Source organism: Lactobacillus sp. ESL0785 (genome assembly GCF_029395455.1).
Lineage (GTDB): Bacteria > Bacillota > Bacilli > Lactobacillales > Lactobacillaceae > Lactobacillus.
Map to the genome: position 1 here is coordinate 491,023 of NZ_CP113916.1, position 19,963 is coordinate 510,985.

The 19,963-nt window shown below is 36.7% G+C and carries 10 protein-coding genes; 9 read left to right on the forward strand and 1 reads right to left on the reverse strand.

Annotated features, from left to right (window positions below):
- The first annotated feature begins 6 nt into the window (after positions 1–6).
- The 5 genes from gatC to OZY43_RS02525 all read left to right on the forward strand — a co-directional run bounded on the left by gatC (position 7) and on the right by OZY43_RS02525 (position 13,991).
- A complete protein-coding gene (gene gatC, locus OZY43_RS02505) occupies positions 7–309 on the forward strand; it encodes an Asp-tRNA(Asn)/Glu-tRNA(Gln) amidotransferase subunit GatC (protein WP_277165636.1) in 303 nt (100 codons plus the stop codon).
- Positions 309–1,748 carry an Asp-tRNA(Asn)/Glu-tRNA(Gln) amidotransferase subunit GatA gene (gene gatA / locus OZY43_RS02510; RefSeq protein ID WP_277165638.1) on the forward strand — a complete coding sequence of 480 codons (1,440 nt, stop codon included), beginning with the start codon at positions 309–311 and terminating at the stop codon, positions 1,746–1,748. Before gatC ends, gatA begins: the two co-directional genes overlap by 1 nt.
- Before the next feature lie 3 nt (positions 1,749–1,751).
- Entirely contained in the window at positions 1,752–3,182 is a 1,431-nt protein-coding gene (gene gatB / locus OZY43_RS02515) for an Asp-tRNA(Asn)/Glu-tRNA(Gln) amidotransferase subunit GatB (protein ID WP_277165641.1), read from the forward strand.
- Between the two features lie 29 nt (positions 3,183–3,211).
- Positions 3,212–4,132: a diacylglycerol kinase family lipid kinase gene (locus OZY43_RS02520; RefSeq protein ID WP_277165643.1), complete on the forward strand. Its 921-nt coding sequence runs from the start codon at positions 3,212–3,214 to the stop codon at positions 4,130–4,132.
- A gap of 334 nt (positions 4,133–4,466) precedes the next feature.
- Entirely contained in the window at positions 4,467–13,991 is a 9,525-nt protein-coding gene (locus OZY43_RS02525) for a DUF1542 domain-containing protein (protein WP_277165645.1), read from the forward strand.
- Between the two features lie 70 nt (positions 13,992–14,061).
- On the opposite strand, the gene OZY43_RS02530 is transcribed toward OZY43_RS02525, so the two are convergent.
- Positions 14,062–14,772 (reverse strand): Bax inhibitor-1/YccA family protein, encoded by a 711-nt coding sequence (locus OZY43_RS02530; protein WP_277165647.1) that lies wholly within the window; start codon positions 14,770–14,772, stop codon positions 14,062–14,064.
- A 243-nt stretch (positions 14,773–15,015) separates the two neighbouring features.
- Between OZY43_RS02530 and rlmD the strand changes: the two genes are divergently transcribed.
- The 4 genes from rlmD (at position 15,016) to OZY43_RS02550 (ending at position 19,952) form a co-directional block, all read left to right on the forward strand.
- A complete protein-coding gene (gene rlmD, locus OZY43_RS02535; protein ID WP_277165649.1) occupies positions 15,016–16,362 on the forward strand; it encodes a 23S rRNA (uracil(1939)-C(5))-methyltransferase RlmD in 1,347 nt (448 codons plus the stop codon).
- A gap of 321 nt (positions 16,363–16,683) precedes the next feature.
- Complete coding sequence (locus tag OZY43_RS02540; protein WP_277165651.1) at positions 16,684–17,016, forward strand: hypothetical protein; 333 nt, start codon at positions 16,684–16,686, stop codon at positions 17,014–17,016.
- Positions 17,017–17,261: 245 nt separating this feature from the next.
- Positions 17,262–19,151 (forward strand): AbiA family abortive infection protein, encoded by a 1,890-nt coding sequence (locus tag OZY43_RS02545; protein WP_277165653.1) that lies wholly within the window; start codon positions 17,262–17,264, stop codon positions 19,149–19,151.
- Between the two features lie 333 nt (positions 19,152–19,484).
- Positions 19,485–19,952, forward strand: a complete 468-nt coding sequence (locus tag OZY43_RS02550; protein ID WP_277166328.1) for a GNAT family N-acetyltransferase — start codon at positions 19,485–19,487, stop codon at positions 19,950–19,952.
- Positions 19,953–19,963 lie beyond the last annotated feature (11 nt).

Consider the following 19,963-nt stretch of genomic DNA (forward strand, 5'->3'; position numbering starts at 1 on the left):
CTAACAGTGGAAATCACAGAAGACACAATCAAGCACGTAGCAGTTTTGTCGCGGCTTGAATTCAATCAAGACGAAATCGGTAAGGTTACCGAACAAATGAATTCGATTATCAACATGGCTGATCAATTATCAGAGGTCAATACTGATGGTGTCAGTGAAACAGTACAAGTAGTTGATCGTGATACTGTTTTTAGAGAAGATAAGCCAGCACATTGGCAAGACCGTGCTGAATTAATGAAGAATGTTCCTGAACAAGCTAATGGCTTTATTAAGGTTCCTGTAATTATTAATAAAGATGAGGACGAGTAATGAACTACTTAAATGAAGATATTGACTCATTAAATGAAAAACTTGCGCAAGGCAGCTTGTCAGCTGAAAAGCTTGCACAAGATACTGTAGCAAATATTAAGAAGACTGACGACCAGCTGAATGCTTGGATTACAGTTCAAGAAGACGCGAAGCCTGCAGCTGATTTAGACTTTGCGAAGAATAAATTGGCTGGGATTCCAATTGCTATTAAGGATAACATCATTACTGATGGTGTTAAGACTACGGCTGCCAGTCATATTTTGGACAACTATATTCCAGTTTATGATGCAACTGTTATTGAAAGATTGAAGAAGGCCCAAGCAACTTTTGTTGGTAAAACTAACATGGATGAATTTGCAATGGGTTCTTCAACTGAACATTCCTATTTTGGTGCAACACATAATCCGTGGAATTTGGATAAGGTGCCTGGCGGCTCATCCGGTGGTTCAGCTGTTGCTGTTGCTTCTGGTCAAGTTGTTGCGGCTTTAGGTTCAGATACTGGTGGTTCGATTCGGCAGCCGGCTGCCTTTAATGGAATTTTCGGTATTAAGCCAACTTATGGCCGTGTATCACGTTGGGGCTTAATCGCCTTTGGTTCATCACTTGATGAAATTGGGGTTATGAGTAAACGGGCTAAGTCTGCAGCTGAGGTCTTGAATGTTATTGCCGGTAGCGATGAACATGATTCAACTTTATCTACAAGAGAAGTACCTGACTTTACCCAATTTATTGGTCAAGATGTTAAGGGATTACGTGTTGCAGTTGTTAAGGAATATATGGATGCCGTTGATGGTGAAATGCGCAAGGTTATTCAAGCACAAATTGATGCTTTGGAAAATGCAGGTGCAATTATTAGTGAAGTTTCATTGCCATTAACGAAATATGTTGTTCCTGATTATTACATTATTGCTTCAAGTGAGGCTTCATCTAACTTGCAGCGGTATGACGGTATTCGTTATGGTTACCGGGCTGAGGACACTAAGAACTTGCTTGATGTTTACGTTAAGTCACGTTCAGAAGGCTTTGGTACTGAAGTTAAGCGGCGGATTATGTTAGGTTCATTTGCCTTGTCAGCTGGTTCATATGACCGCTTCTTTAGACAAGCAGCTAAGGTGAGAACCTTAATTTGTGATGAATTTGATGAAATCTTTGCTAATAATGATGTCATGGTAGGGCCAACAACTACAGAGCCAGCATTTGACATTGGTAGTGAGATTTCTGACCCAATTAAAATGTACAATAACGATATTTTAACAATTTCTGCCAATTTAGCCGGTATTCCAGCTGCTAGTGTTCCCGCTGGTTTAGTTGATGGGATGCCTGTAGGTTTGCAAATTATGGCTAAGCGTTTTGATGAAGGCAGCATTTTTAAGACAGCTGACTTTATTGAACGGACGAATAAGTTTTATGAAAAAACACCAGCAGGAATGGAGGATTAACTGATGAATTTTAAATCAACAATTGGATTCGAAGTTCACTTCGAATTAAAAACTAAGAGTAAAATTTTCTCACCTTCTCCAGTAAGTTATGGTGCTGAAGCTAACACAGAAACAAACGTCATTGATTGGGCAATGCCTGGTGTCTTGCCATTTGTTAACAAGGACGTTTATCGTTTAGGAATTATGGTTGCCTTAGCTACGCACGCTCACATTTTGCCGACAACGCATTTTGACCGAAAAAATTACTACTATCCAGATAGTCCTAAGGCTTATCAGATTACGCAGTTCTTTCAACCATTAGCTCGTGATGGCTATGTTGAAATTGAGGTTCATGGTAAGAAGAAGCGTATTGGTATTCATGAAATGCATATTGAAGAAGATGCAGGTAAGAACACCCACGGAACCAATGGCTTTTCTTATGTTGACTTGAACCGTCAAGGTGTGCCATTGCTAGAAGTAGTTTCTGAACCAGAAATTGCTGATCCTGATGAAGGTTATGCTTACTTAGAAAAGTTACGTAAGATTGTACAATTTACTGGTGCTTCTGACGTTAAGATGGAAGAGGGTTCAATGCGGGTCGATACTAACATTTCCATTCGCCCTGCTGGTCAAAAAGAACTAGGCACCAAGGTAGAAATGAAGAACTTGAACTCTTTTGAGCACGTACGTAAGTCTTTAGCTTATGAAGAAAAGCGGCAAGCTCAAGTTTTGTTATCCGGTGGTCGGGTTCAACTTTCCACCCGTCGTTTTGATGAAGCAACAGGTAAGACTGTCTTAGAACGGGTTAAGGAAGGCGACGCTGATTATCGTTATTTCCCAGAGCCAGATATTGCGCCTGATCATATTAGTCAAGATTGGATTGATGAAATCGCTAAGACGTTGCCACGGTCTGCCGAAGAGCGTTATAGCCAATATGTTACTGATTTTGGCTTAAAAGATTATGATGCTAAGGTTTTATTGCAAACTAAAGAAAGTTCTGATTTCTTTGATCAGGCAGTTGCTGCAGGTGCTGATCCTCAACTTGCTGCTAATTGGATGAACACACAAGTTAACGGTTATTTAAATGATAATCGTGTTGACTTGAGTGAGATTAAATTAACGCCGGAACATTTAGCTGCGATGATTAAGTTAATCAAAGATGGTACGATTTCTTCTAAAATTGCTAAGAAGGTTTTTGCTGAAACTATTGCCAATGGTACTGATCCCAAGAAATACGTTGAAGATAAAGGCATGGTGCAATTATCTGATACTAGTGTCTTGGCACCAATGGTTAAGAAGGTTGTTGACAACAATCCGCAATCAGTTGAAGACTTTAAGAATGGGAAGGATCGAGCAATTGGTTATCTAGTTGGCCAGATCATGAAACAAACTCGTGGTAAAGCTAATCCAAAGGTAATCAATAAGTTGCTTAATGAAGAATTAAATAAGCGCTAATGAAAATTTTTAAGTAATAAGGTGTAACTATGACTAAAAAAGCAAGGCTGATTTATAATCCTGTATCTGGTCATGAACAGATGCCTAAAAATGTCGCTGATATTTTGGACGTCTTGGAACGTGTTGGTTATGAAGCAAGTGCTTTTAGAACTACACCAGCCAAAAAAAGTGCGCAAAAAGAAGCTACACGGGCAGCAACTGAAGGCTTTGATTTGATTGTTGCCGCTGGTGGTGACGGCACGATTAATGAGGTGGTTAATGGCATTGCCTTTTTGGAAGAAAGACCGAAAATGGCAATTATTCCAGCAGGAACAACTAATGATTATGCACGTGCCTTGAATATTCCGCGAGATAATATTGGCGAAGCTGCTGAAGTGATTTTAAATAATAAAACACGCAAGATGGATATCGGTCAAGCAAACTTTGCTGGTGAAGAGCAATATTTTATTAATATTGCTGCATGTGGGTCGCTGACAGAATTAACTTATGGTGTTCCGTCTGAAATTAAATCAGCTTTGGGGTATACTGCCTATTTAATCAAGGGTGCAGAGATGCTACCGCATTTAACAGAAAATGAATTGCGTTTAACTTATGATGCGGGTGTTTATGAAGGTAAATTGTCAATGCTGCTGCTGGGGATGACTAATTCGATTGGTGGTTTTGAACAAATTATGCCAGATGCCCAACTTAGTGATGGCCTGTTTCAACTAATCATTGTTAAACCAGCTGATCCAGTTAAATTGTTGCGGCTGATTGCGTTAGCCTTGAATGGCAAACATGTAGATGACCCGGATATTATTTATACTAAAACTCGGAGCTTAAAAATTGAGTTAGTTGGTAAGAGTATTGGTCAAAAGTTACCGGTTAATTTAGATGGTGAAATTGGCGACTATTGCCCAGTTACTTTTAAGAATTTACAAAAGCGAATTGAATTTTACGTTGGTGAATAAATTAATAGTGTTATTTTTCTGGTAGATTGATAACACTATTTTTTTATTTTTATTAATGCTATCAATCAATATATTTGCTTGAAAATTATTGATAACTTCAATGTAAATAATGACAGTAATAATATTTGCTTTAGCAGGAAAATCGACATTTTCCTGTTTTTTATTATCCTAAAAACCCAATTATATTAGACTTAAAATGCCCAAAGCATTGTTTCATATAGTTACAAAGCTGATTTATTGCTAATAAAAATCTTAGGTTATATTATTAATTTGTAAAGTTTAGAAAGCGCTTATAAATAACGCATTTTTGTATAGCTAATATAGGAGTAGAAATATGTTAGGAAAAAATAACTATAAAGAACAGTTGGGAAAAATTGACTTACAATCTAAAAAAGACCGTTTTTCGATTAGAAAACTCACTGTAGGAACAGCTTCGGTCCTGTTGGGTTTTACTTTTATGGGAGTAAAAGGGCAAACAGTTAAGGCTGACGCTGTTGATCCAGCTAAAACACAAGTTGAGCAGACGAATACAAGTGCAAATGAAACTAAGCCGGAGGCAACAGCTGATGGTAATTCAGTCACTTCCAAACAGGAGCCTGCAGCAAAGAATACTTCTGTAAAAGATGATGTGAAATTAGACACCTATGCAAATTTGAAATCTTTTTTGAAATCTGGTACACAAGAAAAAACAGTTTCATCAGATAATAATGAATCAACTAAGCCTGTTGCTGATGATTCAACGACAGCACAACCAACTGAAGCGGCGACAACAACTGATCAGAATCCCACTACTAATGATGCACCAACTACTTCAGCTGCAGAAACTAATACAACTGCTAAAGAGCCTGCAACTAATTCAGTTACTAAAGGACAAAAACAAACACCACAAGCTCAAGGCTTACTGGAAACGCTCAATTTGGCAACAACGACAGAATCCTCTGTTAACGTTGGTTCATGGACTGGCTTAGTTGCAGCTTACAATAATAGTAATATTCATGAAATTAATATTATTAATGATATTCAAGCATTTACTTATAGTCTCGGTGATATCCGGGTTGCTACTAGAAACTTGGTAATTAAATCTGCAGTTACTGATCCAGATAATCCTGCTGATAATCCACGTTACACGATTGATTTTCAAATGTATCAACCACGAGACTTTAATATCACACCTAATGTAAACGTAACTTATGAGAACTTGAAAATTTATAGTCAGACCTATTTTGGCTTGATGCAAACAAGTAGTAATACGCGAGCAATTGTTAATTTTAAGGATATTGATTTTATTGGCTCGCAGATGATGTACGTTGGTGCTCATACTGAAGTGCATTTTTATGGCACTAATACAGCGCAAACAGTTAAGAGTTATACCAATAGTTGGGGAACTTATAATACCCAATCTACTACTCAGCAATTATTTCAATTTACTAATGAAGGTGGCCGGTTAATTTTTGAGGATGGCACTCAATTTACAGGGACAACATATAGTGGCAACGTTATTGAGATGTCTAATGGGTCAACCGGCTTTGATACAATTAATGGTGTGCAACTGGCTAATGATAACGAGGTAATTGTTAAAACTGGTGCTAACGTTACTTTGAATCCTAAAGGTGGAGCAATGCCTGATAGTCCTAATAGTGTTGAAAATAGTAACTCTGCTAATGGGATTTTAATTTACAGTGGAAAAGGCTTAGTTGACATTCAACGAGGTGGTACGATTAATATCAATGTTGGTGGGACAACTGATTATACTGGTACGATTAATAATCGTAAGGCTAAAGCAATTAATTTAGCAGATAGCGGCTCGAATTTAACTGTTGAAGACGGTGGTAATTTAAATATTGTAACTAACGGTAATATTAGTGATCAGTCTAAAAGAGGACCAGCAAATACTTTAGTTAATATTGGTGGTAATTTAACCGTTGGCAAGAAAGCTTATTTTAATATTACTGGGTCCAATATGGGCAACTTTGCTGGCACCTTAATGAATATTAGTGGTACTTCTGCAATCACTGGCAGTGATTTTAGGATCAAATTAACTGCTAATCCAGGTACTGGTAAATTAACCTTGCTTAATCCTGGTAGTGGCACGACAATCACTAATCCCGATGATTTCTTGCTTGATAGAGGTTCGAATGATTTAGCTAATATCATTTCAACAGGTAACTTCACGCTTAACAGTGTTAGATTGAAGCAGCCAGGTGAAACAATTTCTAAGGCCTTCAGAACGTTCGGCTTTAAAGGTAATAGCACTGGTACGATATCAACTTTAAGTAATGCAATTGAAGGGATTAGTCCAAGCGATGAAGATGCTGCGATTGCATTAATTAATAATAAAAATTTGCCAACTTTAGAATTTATTAATGCCAATGAAGGCTTTTTAACAATTGATCCAATTAATGAGAACGATATTACAATTGATGATGATGGTAATGAAATAATTACTGGTTATGCGAATGAAGGTGATGCATACATTGCAGCAGTAATGCCAAATAATAGCCGCGTGGGTACAGTAACTAGTCCATACCATAAAGAAGCAGATCAAGGAATTAAATATGCAGCGGTTTCTGCAGCGACTGCGGAAACTAGTGGCGATCATCAAGGTAAGTTTAAGTTTACGGTAACAATTCCAAGTAGTCAGCTTGCTGGTGTTACATCAGGTAGTGTAGTCACATTAACGGCAACGAAGAATTTCGTTGAAGGTGACCCATCACTTACAGACTCGCAAAATCCGCAGACTGCAAAACTCTATTCCGCAGCTGAACTAATACCTAAGCGGCAAGCAGATGCAGCTAAGGCAATTAACGATGCCGCTACAGCAGCTAAGCAAGAAATAAATGCTTTATTGGGTTCAGATCCCACTAAGGCACAACCATATCTAGATGCAATTGATGAGTGGGTCACCAAGTCAACGGCTAATGACCCAACTTCGACTGATTCAGTTTATGGGACAACAGATAATACTGAAATTACGACGCGTCGTGATAACGCAATTACTGCCATTAATCAGCAAGTAATAGATGCCCAAACGGAGAATGCAGGAGCTGCCCGTGCTATTGCCAAACAAGCAGTTGCCGAGTATGCTCAAAAGGCTAATCAATATTTGGGTACAACTGAAGATGAAGCAATCAAGGCTTATGTTGATGCGGCAAATAGTGCGATTGATGCTGCCACTGGTGCAGATATTAATACTGCTGTGACTACGGCTAAGGATAATATTTTAGCTGAGTTTAAGACTAAAGCACAAGCAGCTGTGACAGCGAATACGAATACTAATTCAAATGAAATTAAGAATACTTTAGCTTTGTCATCAGCACAACAGACTAAGTATGATGATGAATTGCAAGCAGCTTCTAGTGCAGGTTTGGGTGCAATTGCAGCAGCAGATAATTTAGATACTGCTGGGCAAGCTTATCAAGATGCAAAAACAAATACGCAGAAAGTTTTTGATACTGCTAATACAGTTTCAGCTTTACGGACGTACAGAAATGATTTAAAGACTGCATATCCAAGTTTGGCTGACCAATTGGATAGTGAATCAGCAACCTATGAAGATCAGATTGATCACGGTACTAGTGATTTAGCTGCTGGGAAGGCTGCTCTTGACCAAATCGTCTCAGCTTACCACAGTTCAGCTAAGACTGATTTACAAAATGCCTATAATACGGCTCATGATGCATTGCAAAGTAGTACTAATTCACAAGTTCAAGATGCACTAACTGCTGCCCAAGCAAAGATTAATGCACTTGATTATGCAACTAGTGAAGCTGATTTAACTACTAAAAAGCAAGAAGCTCAAGATGCAATTAATAAGTTAAATGCTTTAACTGAATTACAAAAAGAAGCAGATGATCAAAAGGCAGAATATGCTGCAATGTATCCAATATCTGGATCAAGTGATAATCAAGCAATTGTTGACAAAATCAATCAAGGCATTGATACTGCTTTAAACGATGCAATTACTAATGTCACAAGTGACACAACTACGAGTGCTAATTTAGAGCAAGTAACGACTGCTGGGTTAGTTGCAATTGACAAGGTTGGTGCGCAAGAACAGCTTAATCAAAAGTTAAAAGAAATTGAGAATGGCTTGAATAACCTTTCTGGCCTGAGTGCTGAAGAACGTGACAATGCAATTCAAACGGCTAAAGACTTGTTGACTAATAGCCAACATACTGGTTATGGAGATCAGGTGGCTGCCGCTACAAGTCAATCTGAAGTAAGTGATGCTGTAACTCAAGGTCTTGCAGCAATGTCTGCTTTACTGGCAGAACAAACTATTGCTTCATTGCGTAATGAAGCAATGGATCAACTGCATACGGCACAAAATAATGCTAATGCAGCAATTGACCAAACAAGTTTGAGTGCTGAAGATAAGGCAAAAGCCAAGCAAGATGTGCAAGATCAAGTTGATCAAGCAGCAAGTACAATAGGAACTGCAACTACGCCAACAGCCATTGACACTGCCAAAACAACCGCTGAAACCAATATTAATAATATTGTGTCACAGGCGCATAACCAAAATCAGGAATTGCAAACAGCTCAAAGTGCTGCGATTGGTGAACTTAATCAAGCAGCCCAAGAAGCTAAAGCAGCAATTGATGCGATTCCAGATGATCAATTAAGTTCAAGTGAAAAGGAAAGCTATAAGCAGCAAGTTGATCAAAAATTAACGGCGGCAACGAATAATGTTAATGCGGCAACTACTCCTGAAGCAGTCACAAGTGCGGCAACTGCAGGCAAAACTGAGATAGCTCAAGTTCAAGCTGCTGCTAATTTGGCCGCAGCTAAGTCACAGGCACTAGCAGAATTGCAGGCAGCTCAAGCTACTAATAAACAAAAGATTGATGCTTTAGCTGCTGCCAACAAGATTGATGCCGCTAAACAAGCTCAACTCAAAGGTCAAATCGATGACTTTTATGTTGCTGCTGCTGAAAAGGTAAATGCAGACACAACTAGCACGCAAATTATCATTGATAAAACTGCTGGTATTAACGCGATGAACGGTGTAGCAGTTGATGCAGAAGATACTGCTGATCAAGAAATTGTTGCTGCAAAGAATGATGCAATTGATCATGAAGGTGACCCAATTGGCTTAAATCAATTGGCAGAAATGGTTAAGGAACACATTAGAAATGATGCTAACTTAGGCCCTGATGAAAAATTAACTTACGAAAGCCAAGTTGATGCTGCATTGAATCAGGCCAAGGCCAATGTTACTGGAGCAACAACTAAAGACCAAGTTGCAATTGCTGCCACTAATGGTCGGGATGCAATTAACCAAGTTAAAGATGCTGCTGATTTGAAATCGGCTCAGATTGCTGCTGAGAAAGCTTTGCAGGCAAAACAAACAGCAGTGATTGCTGCCATCAATAATTTAGATAATATTGATAATGTTGGTAAGGCTGCTCTAATTGCTAAGGTTAATAATTTCTATACTGCTGCTGTTAACAAGGTTAACAATCCTAACCCAGCAACGATTGCGCAAGTAAATACTGAGCGTGACACGGGAATTGACCAGATGCAAAATGTTCTGATTGATGCTGGTGACTTGGATACCACGATTAAAGAATATCAAGATAAACTGGATCAAGTTGCTCAAGAGGCAGTTGATCGGGTTAATGCAGCAGACATGACAGATGAGGATAAGCAGGCTGCAACAGCAGCAATTAATACTGCTCGCGATACTGCAAAAGCAAATGTTGCTGCTAAGGATAATTTGGCAGACATTAAGGCAGCTGAACAAGCTGGTGAAACGGCTATTTTGCAAGCTGAAAATGATACAATTTTAGCCGCAGCTAAAAATACTGCCAATCAAGCAATTGCGGCTGCTGTTGCTAATGCTAAATCACAGCTTGATGATCCAAGTCGGGGCATGACAGAGCCAGAAAAGGCAGCTGCTCGGCAGGCAATTGATGCTGCTGCTGTTGCTGCGAATACTGCAATTAATGCTGCATCTAATGTCGCTGGTGTAACGAGTGCAGAAGATACAGGTAAGTCAAACATTTACCAAGTAGTCAGTCTAGCAACGTTAGAAGCTAATAAACGGATTGCTAAGCAGGCAATTCAAGATGCAATTGATGCTGCTCAATTTGATGCCGCTGAAAAGACACGGGCAGAATCAATTCAAACAGCCGCTAATACTAATATTGATGCTGCTACTAGTTCGACAGAAGTTAACAATATTAAGGAATTAGCAATTGCGGGAATTAATAATATTAAGACAAGCGCTGAACTAAATAGTGCCAAGGATGATGCAATTGCTGCATTAGATAAAGAATTAAATGGTGATGGTACGTCAGCTAATCTGGGTGTCTTGGCCCAAATTAGCAATAATAATAATTTAACTGCTGAAGAAAAATTAACTTACAAGGCGCAAGCAGAGCATGCTTATGATCAAGCAGTTGCTGCAATTAATGGTGCTCAAGATGCTAACACAATTGCTGCCGAAAAGCACACAGGAATTACTAACATTAATCAAGCACTAGTTGATGCTAATTTGCAAGGCAAGAAGAATGCTGCTAATCAAGAGCTAGCACAGACTGCTCAAGAAACAACTACGGCAATTGATGCTTTAGCTGTTAGTCAAACTAAGAAGGATGAACTGAAGAGTTTAGTTGCTAGTGAATTAGAAAAAGCACAGAATAATGTTAATGCTGCAACGGATGAACCCGGTGTTAATGCTGCTTTAGTATCCGGTCAAACAGCAATTACGAATATTAAAGATCATGGTGAAGATTCTGAATTAATAGAAGCTGCTAGTGATGCTAAAAACAAATTAACGGAACATGCTGATCAATTGAAAGAAGATCTGAACCAAGCATATCAAGATGGTAAACTTGACCATGAGCAATATACTGCTTTAACTAATCAAGTTCAAACTGCTTTGGATAACGCAATTACGGCAATTAATCAAGCAACTACACCAGCGGAAGTCAATCAAGCTGAAGCAACGGGAACAACCGCTTTGAATGCTGTTAGTGCAGCCCAAGCTGTTGAAGAAGCCCTTAATAATAATTTACAGGCCCTGCAAACAGCAGCTTCGCAAGCTAATACTGCAATTGATCAACTTTCCGGAATTACTCCAGAACAAAAGCAACAGATGAAGGCCGAAGTTGAAGATGAACGTGTTAAGGCTGCTGATAAAGTTAAGGAAGCTAAGGACAGTTCAGATCCGTTTACTAATATGACTAATGCCAAAAATGACGGTGTTACTGCAATTGAAAATATTAGTAATTTGTTTGCTGATAAGGCAGAGGCTATCAAAGATTTGCAAGATCAAGCTGCGGCCGCTAAGGAACACTTGACAACAATTGCTAATAATCCAGCGGATGCTAATCATCCATTCTTGAGTAGTAATCAACTAGATTCTGCTGGTGCCTTGATTGATGCTGCATTAAATGATGCAATTTCTAAGATTAATAGTGCTGCTGATAGTACTGCTTTGGCTACAGCTGAGGCTGCTGGAGAATCAGCAATTACTAATGCAACTCTGCCAACTGAGTTGATAGCTGAAAAGAACCAGCAAATTGCTGCTATCAATGCTTATGCAGCTGCTAAAGATACTGAAATCAGTGGCTTGGACTTAACTGATGAGCATAAGGCTGACTTACAAGCACAAGTTGAAGCTGCTCGTAAGAAGGCGGTTGACAAGATTAACGATGTACAACTGCCGGCTAATGCTACAACTGCTGATTTAGCAACAGCTAAGACGCAAGTGGAGAATGCTGAAAAGGGTATTGCTACAGCAGGTGAAACTGTTAACTTTGGTGAAGCAGGAATTGACAAAATTGTTGCAGTTGCTCATAGTGCAGCAGCTGATCAAGCAACTTATGAACATAAGCAAGATAATATTAAGCAGCTTGAAGATTACGCAGCAGATGCTAAGCAGAAGATTGAACAATCAGGTCTGCCAGCAGATAAGCAACAAAAGGAGTTAGATGCTGTTCAAACTGCGGTTGATGCCGCTAAGGATAGTATCTTAACAGCATCTGATGTTAGTGCAGCTGATGCAGAATTAGCCAGTGGTAAAACGAAACTTGATGAGATTACGACAGCAGCTGAATTTGCCGGTCGCCAATGTCAAGCCCTAGATGCGGTTAAGGATGAACAAGCGAGATTAATTGCAATCGTTAATAAATCAAGTTTGACTCCTGAACAAAAGGAAGCTGCAATTTCTGATATTAATACTGCTTACGATGGTATTAAGACAGCAATCTTGGCGACAACTAATGATACTGAACTTGCAGCTGCTAAAGATGGGGCAATCAGTAAGGTTCAGGATGTTTTAAATAAAGATAATGCTCATAGCTATCCATGGTTCAATCACGAAATTGAAAATACTACTGACTTAGAAACTAGTTATCAAGGCTTAACTTTAACTGCTGAGGAAAAAGCTAAATATAGTGCTTTAATTAATGATATTGAAGCTGGAATTAATGGCTTGAAATCAGCAAGTAACTTGGAAGAAGCAGTTGCTGCTTACGATCAAGGTAAGACTGCTTTGAATAAGCTTCTCGCTGAACAAAAGGTCAATGCAGCTGCACAAGCAGCCAAGGACAACGTTAATAACATTCCTGATGATCAGCTTAGCCCAGCTGATAAGACCAACTTGCTTAATCAAATTGATCAAGCAGCGGCTACAGCAATTGCAGCAATTAATGGTGTGACACAACCTGATGGGGATGTTGCAGGTAAAGAAGCCAAGATCAATGATCTAAGTACTAACGCGGTTCAGGATATCAATAGTTATCTAAACCAAGGTATAGACAAAGCCAAAGACAAAGCCAAGGATAAGTTAGACGAAACTGCTGCTGCAGCAAATACGGCAATTGATAATTCAAGTTTGTCAGCAGCCGAAAAGGATGAACAGAAGCAGGCAGTTCAAGATGCTTTGAATACAGCCAAGGATAAAGTTGATGGTGCAACTAATGCTAGTGAAATTAATGATGCTTTGAATAATGGCCAAACGGCAATTAACAATATTGTGGCTGCAGTTACCGGTAATCCAACTAGTGGCGGTACAACTACTCCACCAACCACGTCAACTCCTAAGCCAGAAGATTCAGTAGGAACTGATCAGACTTTATTGCACAATGCATATCTTTACGATGAAAATGGTAAGCGAGTTAATAAAGTAGTGCTAAAGGCTGGCTCAATAGTTAAGACTTATGGTACACAAGAGATTAACGGTCAAAGTTACTTTGTCTTGAAAAATCAAGGTCATAAGTACTACTTAGCTGCTGGTAATATTACTGGTATTAAGCAAAAATTGACGCGTAATGCCTATATTTATAATAAGAATGGTAAACGAATTGGTAAGACTTTGCTCAAGAAGGGTGCACAATTTACTACTTATGGTGATCCTGTCAAAATTGGTGGCAAGCAATACTTCATTGTTGGTGCTGGTCAATATGTCAAAGCAGTTAACTTTGGCTTGACAACAAATACCAGTACACCAAGTGCTAATGTAGTATTAGCACAAAACGAAAAGTGGATAATGCATGATGCATACTTATATGATGACCAAGGTAAACGTGTTGGGCAGGCAACCTTGACTACTAGTTCAGTCGTGGAAGTTGTTGGGACAACAACGATTAACGGTCGTGAATTTGCTAAGCTAACCAACGGATACTATGTGGTAGCTACTAATATTTTTGGACAAAAATTTAGTCTAATTCACAATGCTTATATTTACAATGGCGCAGGCAAACGGGCTAACAAGAAGGCCTTGAAACGTGGCAAGCAGGTCACTGTTTATGGTGATGCCGTCAAGATTGGCAGTAAGAAATATTATATTGTTGGTAAGAATCAATATGTCAAACAAGGTAATTTTACAGTTAAGGTAGTTCCTTATTAATTTTTTACCTAAAGAAAAAGGTTAAGCTGAAGAGCTTAACCTTTTTTCATGCAAAATTATAGAATAGAAATTAATTATTATTGTTGCCGTAACCAAAAATTTCCAAAATGAAAAGGAAAATATTAATAAAGTCGAGGTAGAGCTGCAATGCACCTAAGACGGCGAGACCATTACTTGAAACTTGGTCACCATAGTTATTGTAGATTAACTTCATTTTGTTGGCATCGCTGGCAATTAAGCCGGTAAAAATAATAACACCAATAAAGGAGAAGATGTAAGTAATTGTTGGGTTGTGCAAGAACATGTTGACAATCCAAGCAATCAAGAAGCCGAACAAGGCAGCACTAAAGTAAGAACCCCAGTTAGTTAAATCTTTTTTGGTGAAGGTGCCAAAAGCTGCCATGGCAATAAAGACGGCTGCTGATGAAATAAAGGCAGTTGTCAATTGCGTGCCAGTGTAAAACCCCGCGATTAAAGCAAATTCGAAGCCGTAAATGACGGCTATAAGCATTAACATAATTAAACTGGCAACCGGATTACGATTGGCCTTGAAGCTGATGCCCATTGACAAGCCCAAGGGTACCAGTAAGATGATCCACATCATTGCGACCGGCATTTGCATGACCGCACTTCTAAAGACAGTCATTGTTAAGTAGGCGGTTAGAGCTGAGACCAGCACTGCGACACCCATTAACGCGTACATCTTGGTTAAAAAGCCATTGGTTTCAGAGAGCGTGTGAATTTGCCGCCTATGTTCAGGATTAGTATCAAAATTATTCATAGAAACTTCCTTTCTAGCTATGATTGTTTGTACTAAATTAACACAATTATGGTTAAGAGTGAAGGAAAAGAATTAAAAATTAGGCTAATCTATTTAAGTTATCATGTGTACCTAGATCAATTAATATTAAAATTAATTCTTCCCTTAGCCATTTAAAATGTTTAATATTTTTACTACAATACTTTTCTCGCATTTTCATGTAAAATAGAAATGTTAATCAGTGTTTGTAAAAAAGGACGAAAAATGGAAAAGAATCAAATTATTGACTTAGAAATCACCGACTTGTCTTACGAGGCAATGGGAGTAGCGCATTACGAAGGGATGACCGTCTTTGTCACCAATGCGCTGCCGGGTGAAACAGTCAGTGCTAAAATTTTAAAGGTTAAGAAGCGGTTTGCTTTTGCTAAAATCGAAAAGATTATTAAGGAAAGTCCCGACCGGGTAAATATTGAGCTTAATCAATGGGTGCAGACTGGCCTGGCATCATTAGCACACATTAAGTATGACAAGCAGCTAGAATTTAAGCGCAATCAGGTCGTTAACTTACTGCAAAAGGCGCACTTGGATAATGTGGAAGTTGGTCAGACTTTGCCAAGCCCAGAAGAGACAGGCTATCGCAACAAGGCGCAAGTGCCGGTGCGAACAGTTAATGGCCAATTGGAGATTGGCTTTTTCAGACGGCATTCACACGACTTGGTGCCACTAACAAACTTCTTTACGACTGATCCCGAGATTGATCGTGTCTTAGTTGCCGTGCGTGACATTTTACGTGCCAGCGATGTGCCAGCTTATGATGAAATTCATAATAAGGGCGAGGTTCGTTATCTTGATGTACGCCGCAGCAAAGCTAATGGTGAAATTATGGTTATCTTGGTTTGTCTGCACAAGGACTTTCCGCAATTAGAGAAAATTGCCGCAGAAATTAAGAAAATTGCAGGTGTCACGAGCCTAGTTTTGAATTATAACCCGAAGAAGACCAATGTCATCTTAGGTAAAGCAGACTACTTAATCTTTGGTAAACCACAGATTGTTGACCAAATTGGTGATGTTAAGTTCAGAATTTCGCCGGAAAGTTTCTTTCAAATTAACTCGTTGCAAACGCCAAGATTGTATGACTTGGCAATTAAGCAAGCTGACTTAAAGGAAACGGATACGGTGATTGATGCTTATTCTGGTATCGGGACAATTGGTTTGAGCGTTGCCAAGCACGTCAAGAGCGTGCGTGGAATTGAAGTTGTGCGGGACGCGGTTAAGGATGCCAATGACAATGCCGAAATGAACGACATTCACAATGCCAAATATTTCGTTGGTAAAGCTGAAGAATTGATGCCGCGTTGGGCCGACAAGGGCATCACTAGCGACGTGATTTTTGTTGATCCCCCAAGAAAGGGTCTGACGCCAGAATTTATTGCCGGCGCAGTTAAGACTGGCCCGAAGAAGATTGTTTATATTTCATGTAACCCTGCCACACTTGTGCGCGACTTGCAGGAATTCCAAAAGCTTGGTTATGACTTCAACCGAATTGATCCTGTTGATATGTTCCCACAAACGCCACATGTCGAAGCAGTGGCGGTATTGACAAGAAAATAGAATAATAAATGAGTAACTGCTTACAAAAAATTAAAAATGAATTTTTTAAAATAACTACACAATATATTAAATTATCACTTAAAGATTATAGATTATAGATCATATATAGGAGCAATGCTTTGGTCTGGATATGTTATTTATATGACTTACTTTTTTTAAAATGAATCAGGGATCAGTACAACAATATTTACTGTGATCATCTATTTTTATTATCGCTATTTTAAAATGAATGTCATACCGAAGTTTTATCCTAAATATACTTATTTTGAAGTAAGAAAAGTACTATATGAAAATGGAATTTATAATATAAAGCAAGTTGATATGCTTTTAAATGAAATTAATGAATTAAAACAAAATAGAAAAGAGAAGGTGAGCAATTATATTAGAGTAGGTTCATTATTTATTAATTCTATTTGGGTGATTTTTTCTGTTATAGTTATGGGTTTATTTTTTAAAATTGTTGATAGTAAGTTGATCTCCATCAATTTACTACTTTTTAAAAATGTTATAGAATTATTTATTGAAATTTCAGGAATTTTAGTTATGTTCTTTGGATTATATATTGTTATAGATCCAACCTTAGACGCTAAATTATTAACAACTGAAAAAATTCTTAAGGACATAAAATATAATTGGCTTGCATCTGAAAATTAAGTTTATTTTAGGCTAAAAGATATAAATTTGATTTTTGTAACTATTTCAAAATAGAAATGGAGCATGTATATACTTTTATAATTAAAAAGCTTAATATCTTAAGGCTGGACTATTATCTTAAGTATATTTAGGTAATAATTTATTTTTAATTTAAAAGGCTCTTTTGAATATGCTTAATTAAATATAATATAATGTATTACATTGGATACTTTATTAATATTTTTTTTGGTAAAAAAGGAAAAATAATGGAAGAATTATGGGATTTGACTTATGAAGATTGGAATGCAGCAGTTACAGGCTTTTTTAGCATTTTAAATTCACAATTAGATAAACATCTACAGACATATCCATTTATTAGATTTACTAATAAACAAAGAGAGTATATAGAAAGTGAAAAATTTTTTGATCAATATATAAAAAATGGAATAGTTATTGGTAAAGATATGTACTTAAAGGTAATTGATAACTTTATTCAAAAGGGTAATGGAAGTCTGCGTAGTATCGAATTAGTTACACCATTGATATACTTACTATTAATAGTTATTGGATATCATCTTTCAAGAAATATCAAAATAAATAAATATTCCGAAGCTTATTATGTGGGAGATTTTGAAAATAATATTTATTATTATAAGATTCCATATAAAAAATATACTGATAAATTAAAAAAATATAGTAAAAAATATAAATATTATTGTAAAACTGATCTAAGCAATTTCTTTCCAAGCATTGATGTTGGATTATTGTTTAAGCGTATTAGAAATTTATGTCCAAATGAGAGTGAAAGATCATTATTAATATATAGAAATTTAATTGAATACATAGGAAATGGTAAATTTCCTATAGTTGATGGTAATGTTGGGCTTTCATACATTGCAACAATTTGTTATTTATATAATTTTGATAAACTATTGTACGAATTATTGGGGAAAAGCAATATTATCAAAAAATATAAAATTGTGAGATATGTAGATGATGCATATATATTCTTTGATTGTGATGATGATTTGTATAAAGATTGTAAATTAGAAATATTAATTAAATTTCAAGATGCTGTTAAAGATTCAAGAATTACTGAAAATGTTGCTAAACGAAAATTTGATAAATGTGAAAATATAAAATTTGATTTATATAATGATTCATGCAACATTTATGCATTTGAATATGAAGATTTGGATGAAGATAAATATTGCGACTTAGATACGTTAATTAATTTACTTAAAAATCTTAATAAGTTGGAAGGTACATGTTCTTTTAATGAAGTTAAGGATACAATTGAGTGTTCACTAAAAAAAGAAAAAATTGACTATAATAGTAATGAGCTTATTAATAAGTATATTTACGATAAACAAGATTATTTCAAAGAATCTAAAGTAAAAGAATTGTTGTTTAATATTGCAAATCATAAAAAATATATTTTTATTTATTATAGTAGACAATTTATGCAAATGATTTTGAATACAAATGATACGAATTATATAAAAAAATTCTTGAATGAAATTTTTAAAAATAGCAGAAGTACTTATTTTTCTCAATATAATTTGCTGATGGCTATTCAATATTTGTTAGCGAGAAATTTTTGCCATAGTAGTTTGTTAAATCTAATAAAAGATGAAAATCCGAAAATATTTAATTATATAAAATTATATTGTAAGCAAAGTAAATATTATCATTATACTGAAGAAGACTTTAGGCAATTATTTGTTATAGGTAATAATAAGTTGTATTCAGACTTTAAGCAGAACTTTTTATATTTAATGTATAAGTCAAATGCTAATAAATCTATGGTTCTTGAAAAATTTGCTTACTATAAGAATTATTTTGATAGAAAGCTGACTAATACTCTAAATTTATTTAGGTGTTTTAAAAAGCCGATTGCATATAATGCTACGTACACGGTAAAACAGGCAACAAAATATTTTAAAAAACTTTATAATAAAAAATATATTTCTCAAAGTGAAAATGAAGAATTCCAAAGTATTGTAGAGCAAGCATGTAAATTAAGAAATCATAATCCTATAGATCATGCAAGTTCGGAAATTTTGAGTAATGATAATGTAAGAAATACTGAAATACAAGAAAGTATTTACGAATTGAATAAAATTTTAATTATTTTAGAAAAAAGGATAGACTAGCTTGCCTAGAATTGTATAATAATAAATCATCTATGGGTAATCTTTGAAAGCCAAAACTTGATAGGTAATATTTGTTCGCTTCGGATTTAGTCTATTTAGTTATTTTCAGCGTAACCCAGCTAGTTTGAAGAATGGTCTGCAAATTGAAACGAATTATTCGGCTCGTGATATTCTTGCCATTATGGCGAAAGTTGCAGAAGTCTCTGGCATTACAGACCAAGTAGGTTATACTATTAAATAGTATTATTTTCTTAGTGAAGGTGACTATTTATTTTAATTTCTAAATCTGCTATTTATCCTAATCAAGCTTATCGTGAAGCTAAAAGTCTGTATCTGTCAGCATTTCCTAAGTGGGAACGATTTCCATTATGGCAGCTTAACTTGATGGCACGGCATAAGAATGTGCATTTTCAAGCACTCTATGATAATGGCAAATTTTGCGGCTTGGTATATTATACTGTCGGCAGCCAAACTGTTTATTTGCTTTACTTGGCGGTTAATCCTAATCTGCGCGGGCAAGGTTATGGCACGCAGATTTTGCAACATCTTCAAGCTGAATTTCCAGATAAGCAGTTAACGCTGGATATTGAGCCGGTAACTAAAGCTGCTAAGAATTATTCACAGCGTGTGCGCCGGCTGCACTTTTATGAGCGGAATGGTTTTCACCAGACATCAGCCAAATTAATGGATGCTGATGGTGAGTTTCAGATTTTAACAACGGGTAAAAAGCTTAATACTGCATCAGTGATTGCAACATTAAAGCAGATGAGTTCAGGGTTTTACCATTTTAAAGTTGAATAATTACTGACATA

Bases quoted from the DNA above. Each gene is read 5' to 3' on its own strand.
- gatB (WP_277165641.1), top strand. From the start codon at position 1,752: ATGAATTTTAAATCAACAATTGGATTCGAAGTTCACTTCGAATTAAAA.
- OZY43_RS02525 (WP_277165645.1), top strand. From the start codon at position 4,467: ATGTTAGGAAAAAATAACTATAAAGAACAGTTGGGAAAAATTGACTTA.
- rlmD (WP_277165649.1), top strand. From the start codon at position 15,016: ATGGAAAAGAATCAAATTATTGACTTAGAAATCACCGACTTGTCTTAC.
- OZY43_RS02530 (WP_277165647.1), bottom strand. From the start codon at position 14,772: ATGAATAATTTTGATACTAATCCTGAACATAGGCGGCAAATTCACACG.
- OZY43_RS02545 (WP_277165653.1), top strand. From the start codon at position 17,262: ATGGAAGAATTATGGGATTTGACTTATGAAGATTGGAATGCAGCAGTT.
- gatA (WP_277165638.1), top strand. From the start codon at position 309: ATGAACTACTTAAATGAAGATATTGACTCATTAAATGAAAAACTTGCG.
- OZY43_RS02520 (WP_277165643.1), top strand. From the start codon at position 3,212: ATGACTAAAAAAGCAAGGCTGATTTATAATCCTGTATCTGGTCATGAA.
- OZY43_RS02540 (WP_277165651.1), top strand. From the start codon at position 16,684: ATGCTTTTAAATGAAATTAATGAATTAAAACAAAATAGAAAAGAGAAG.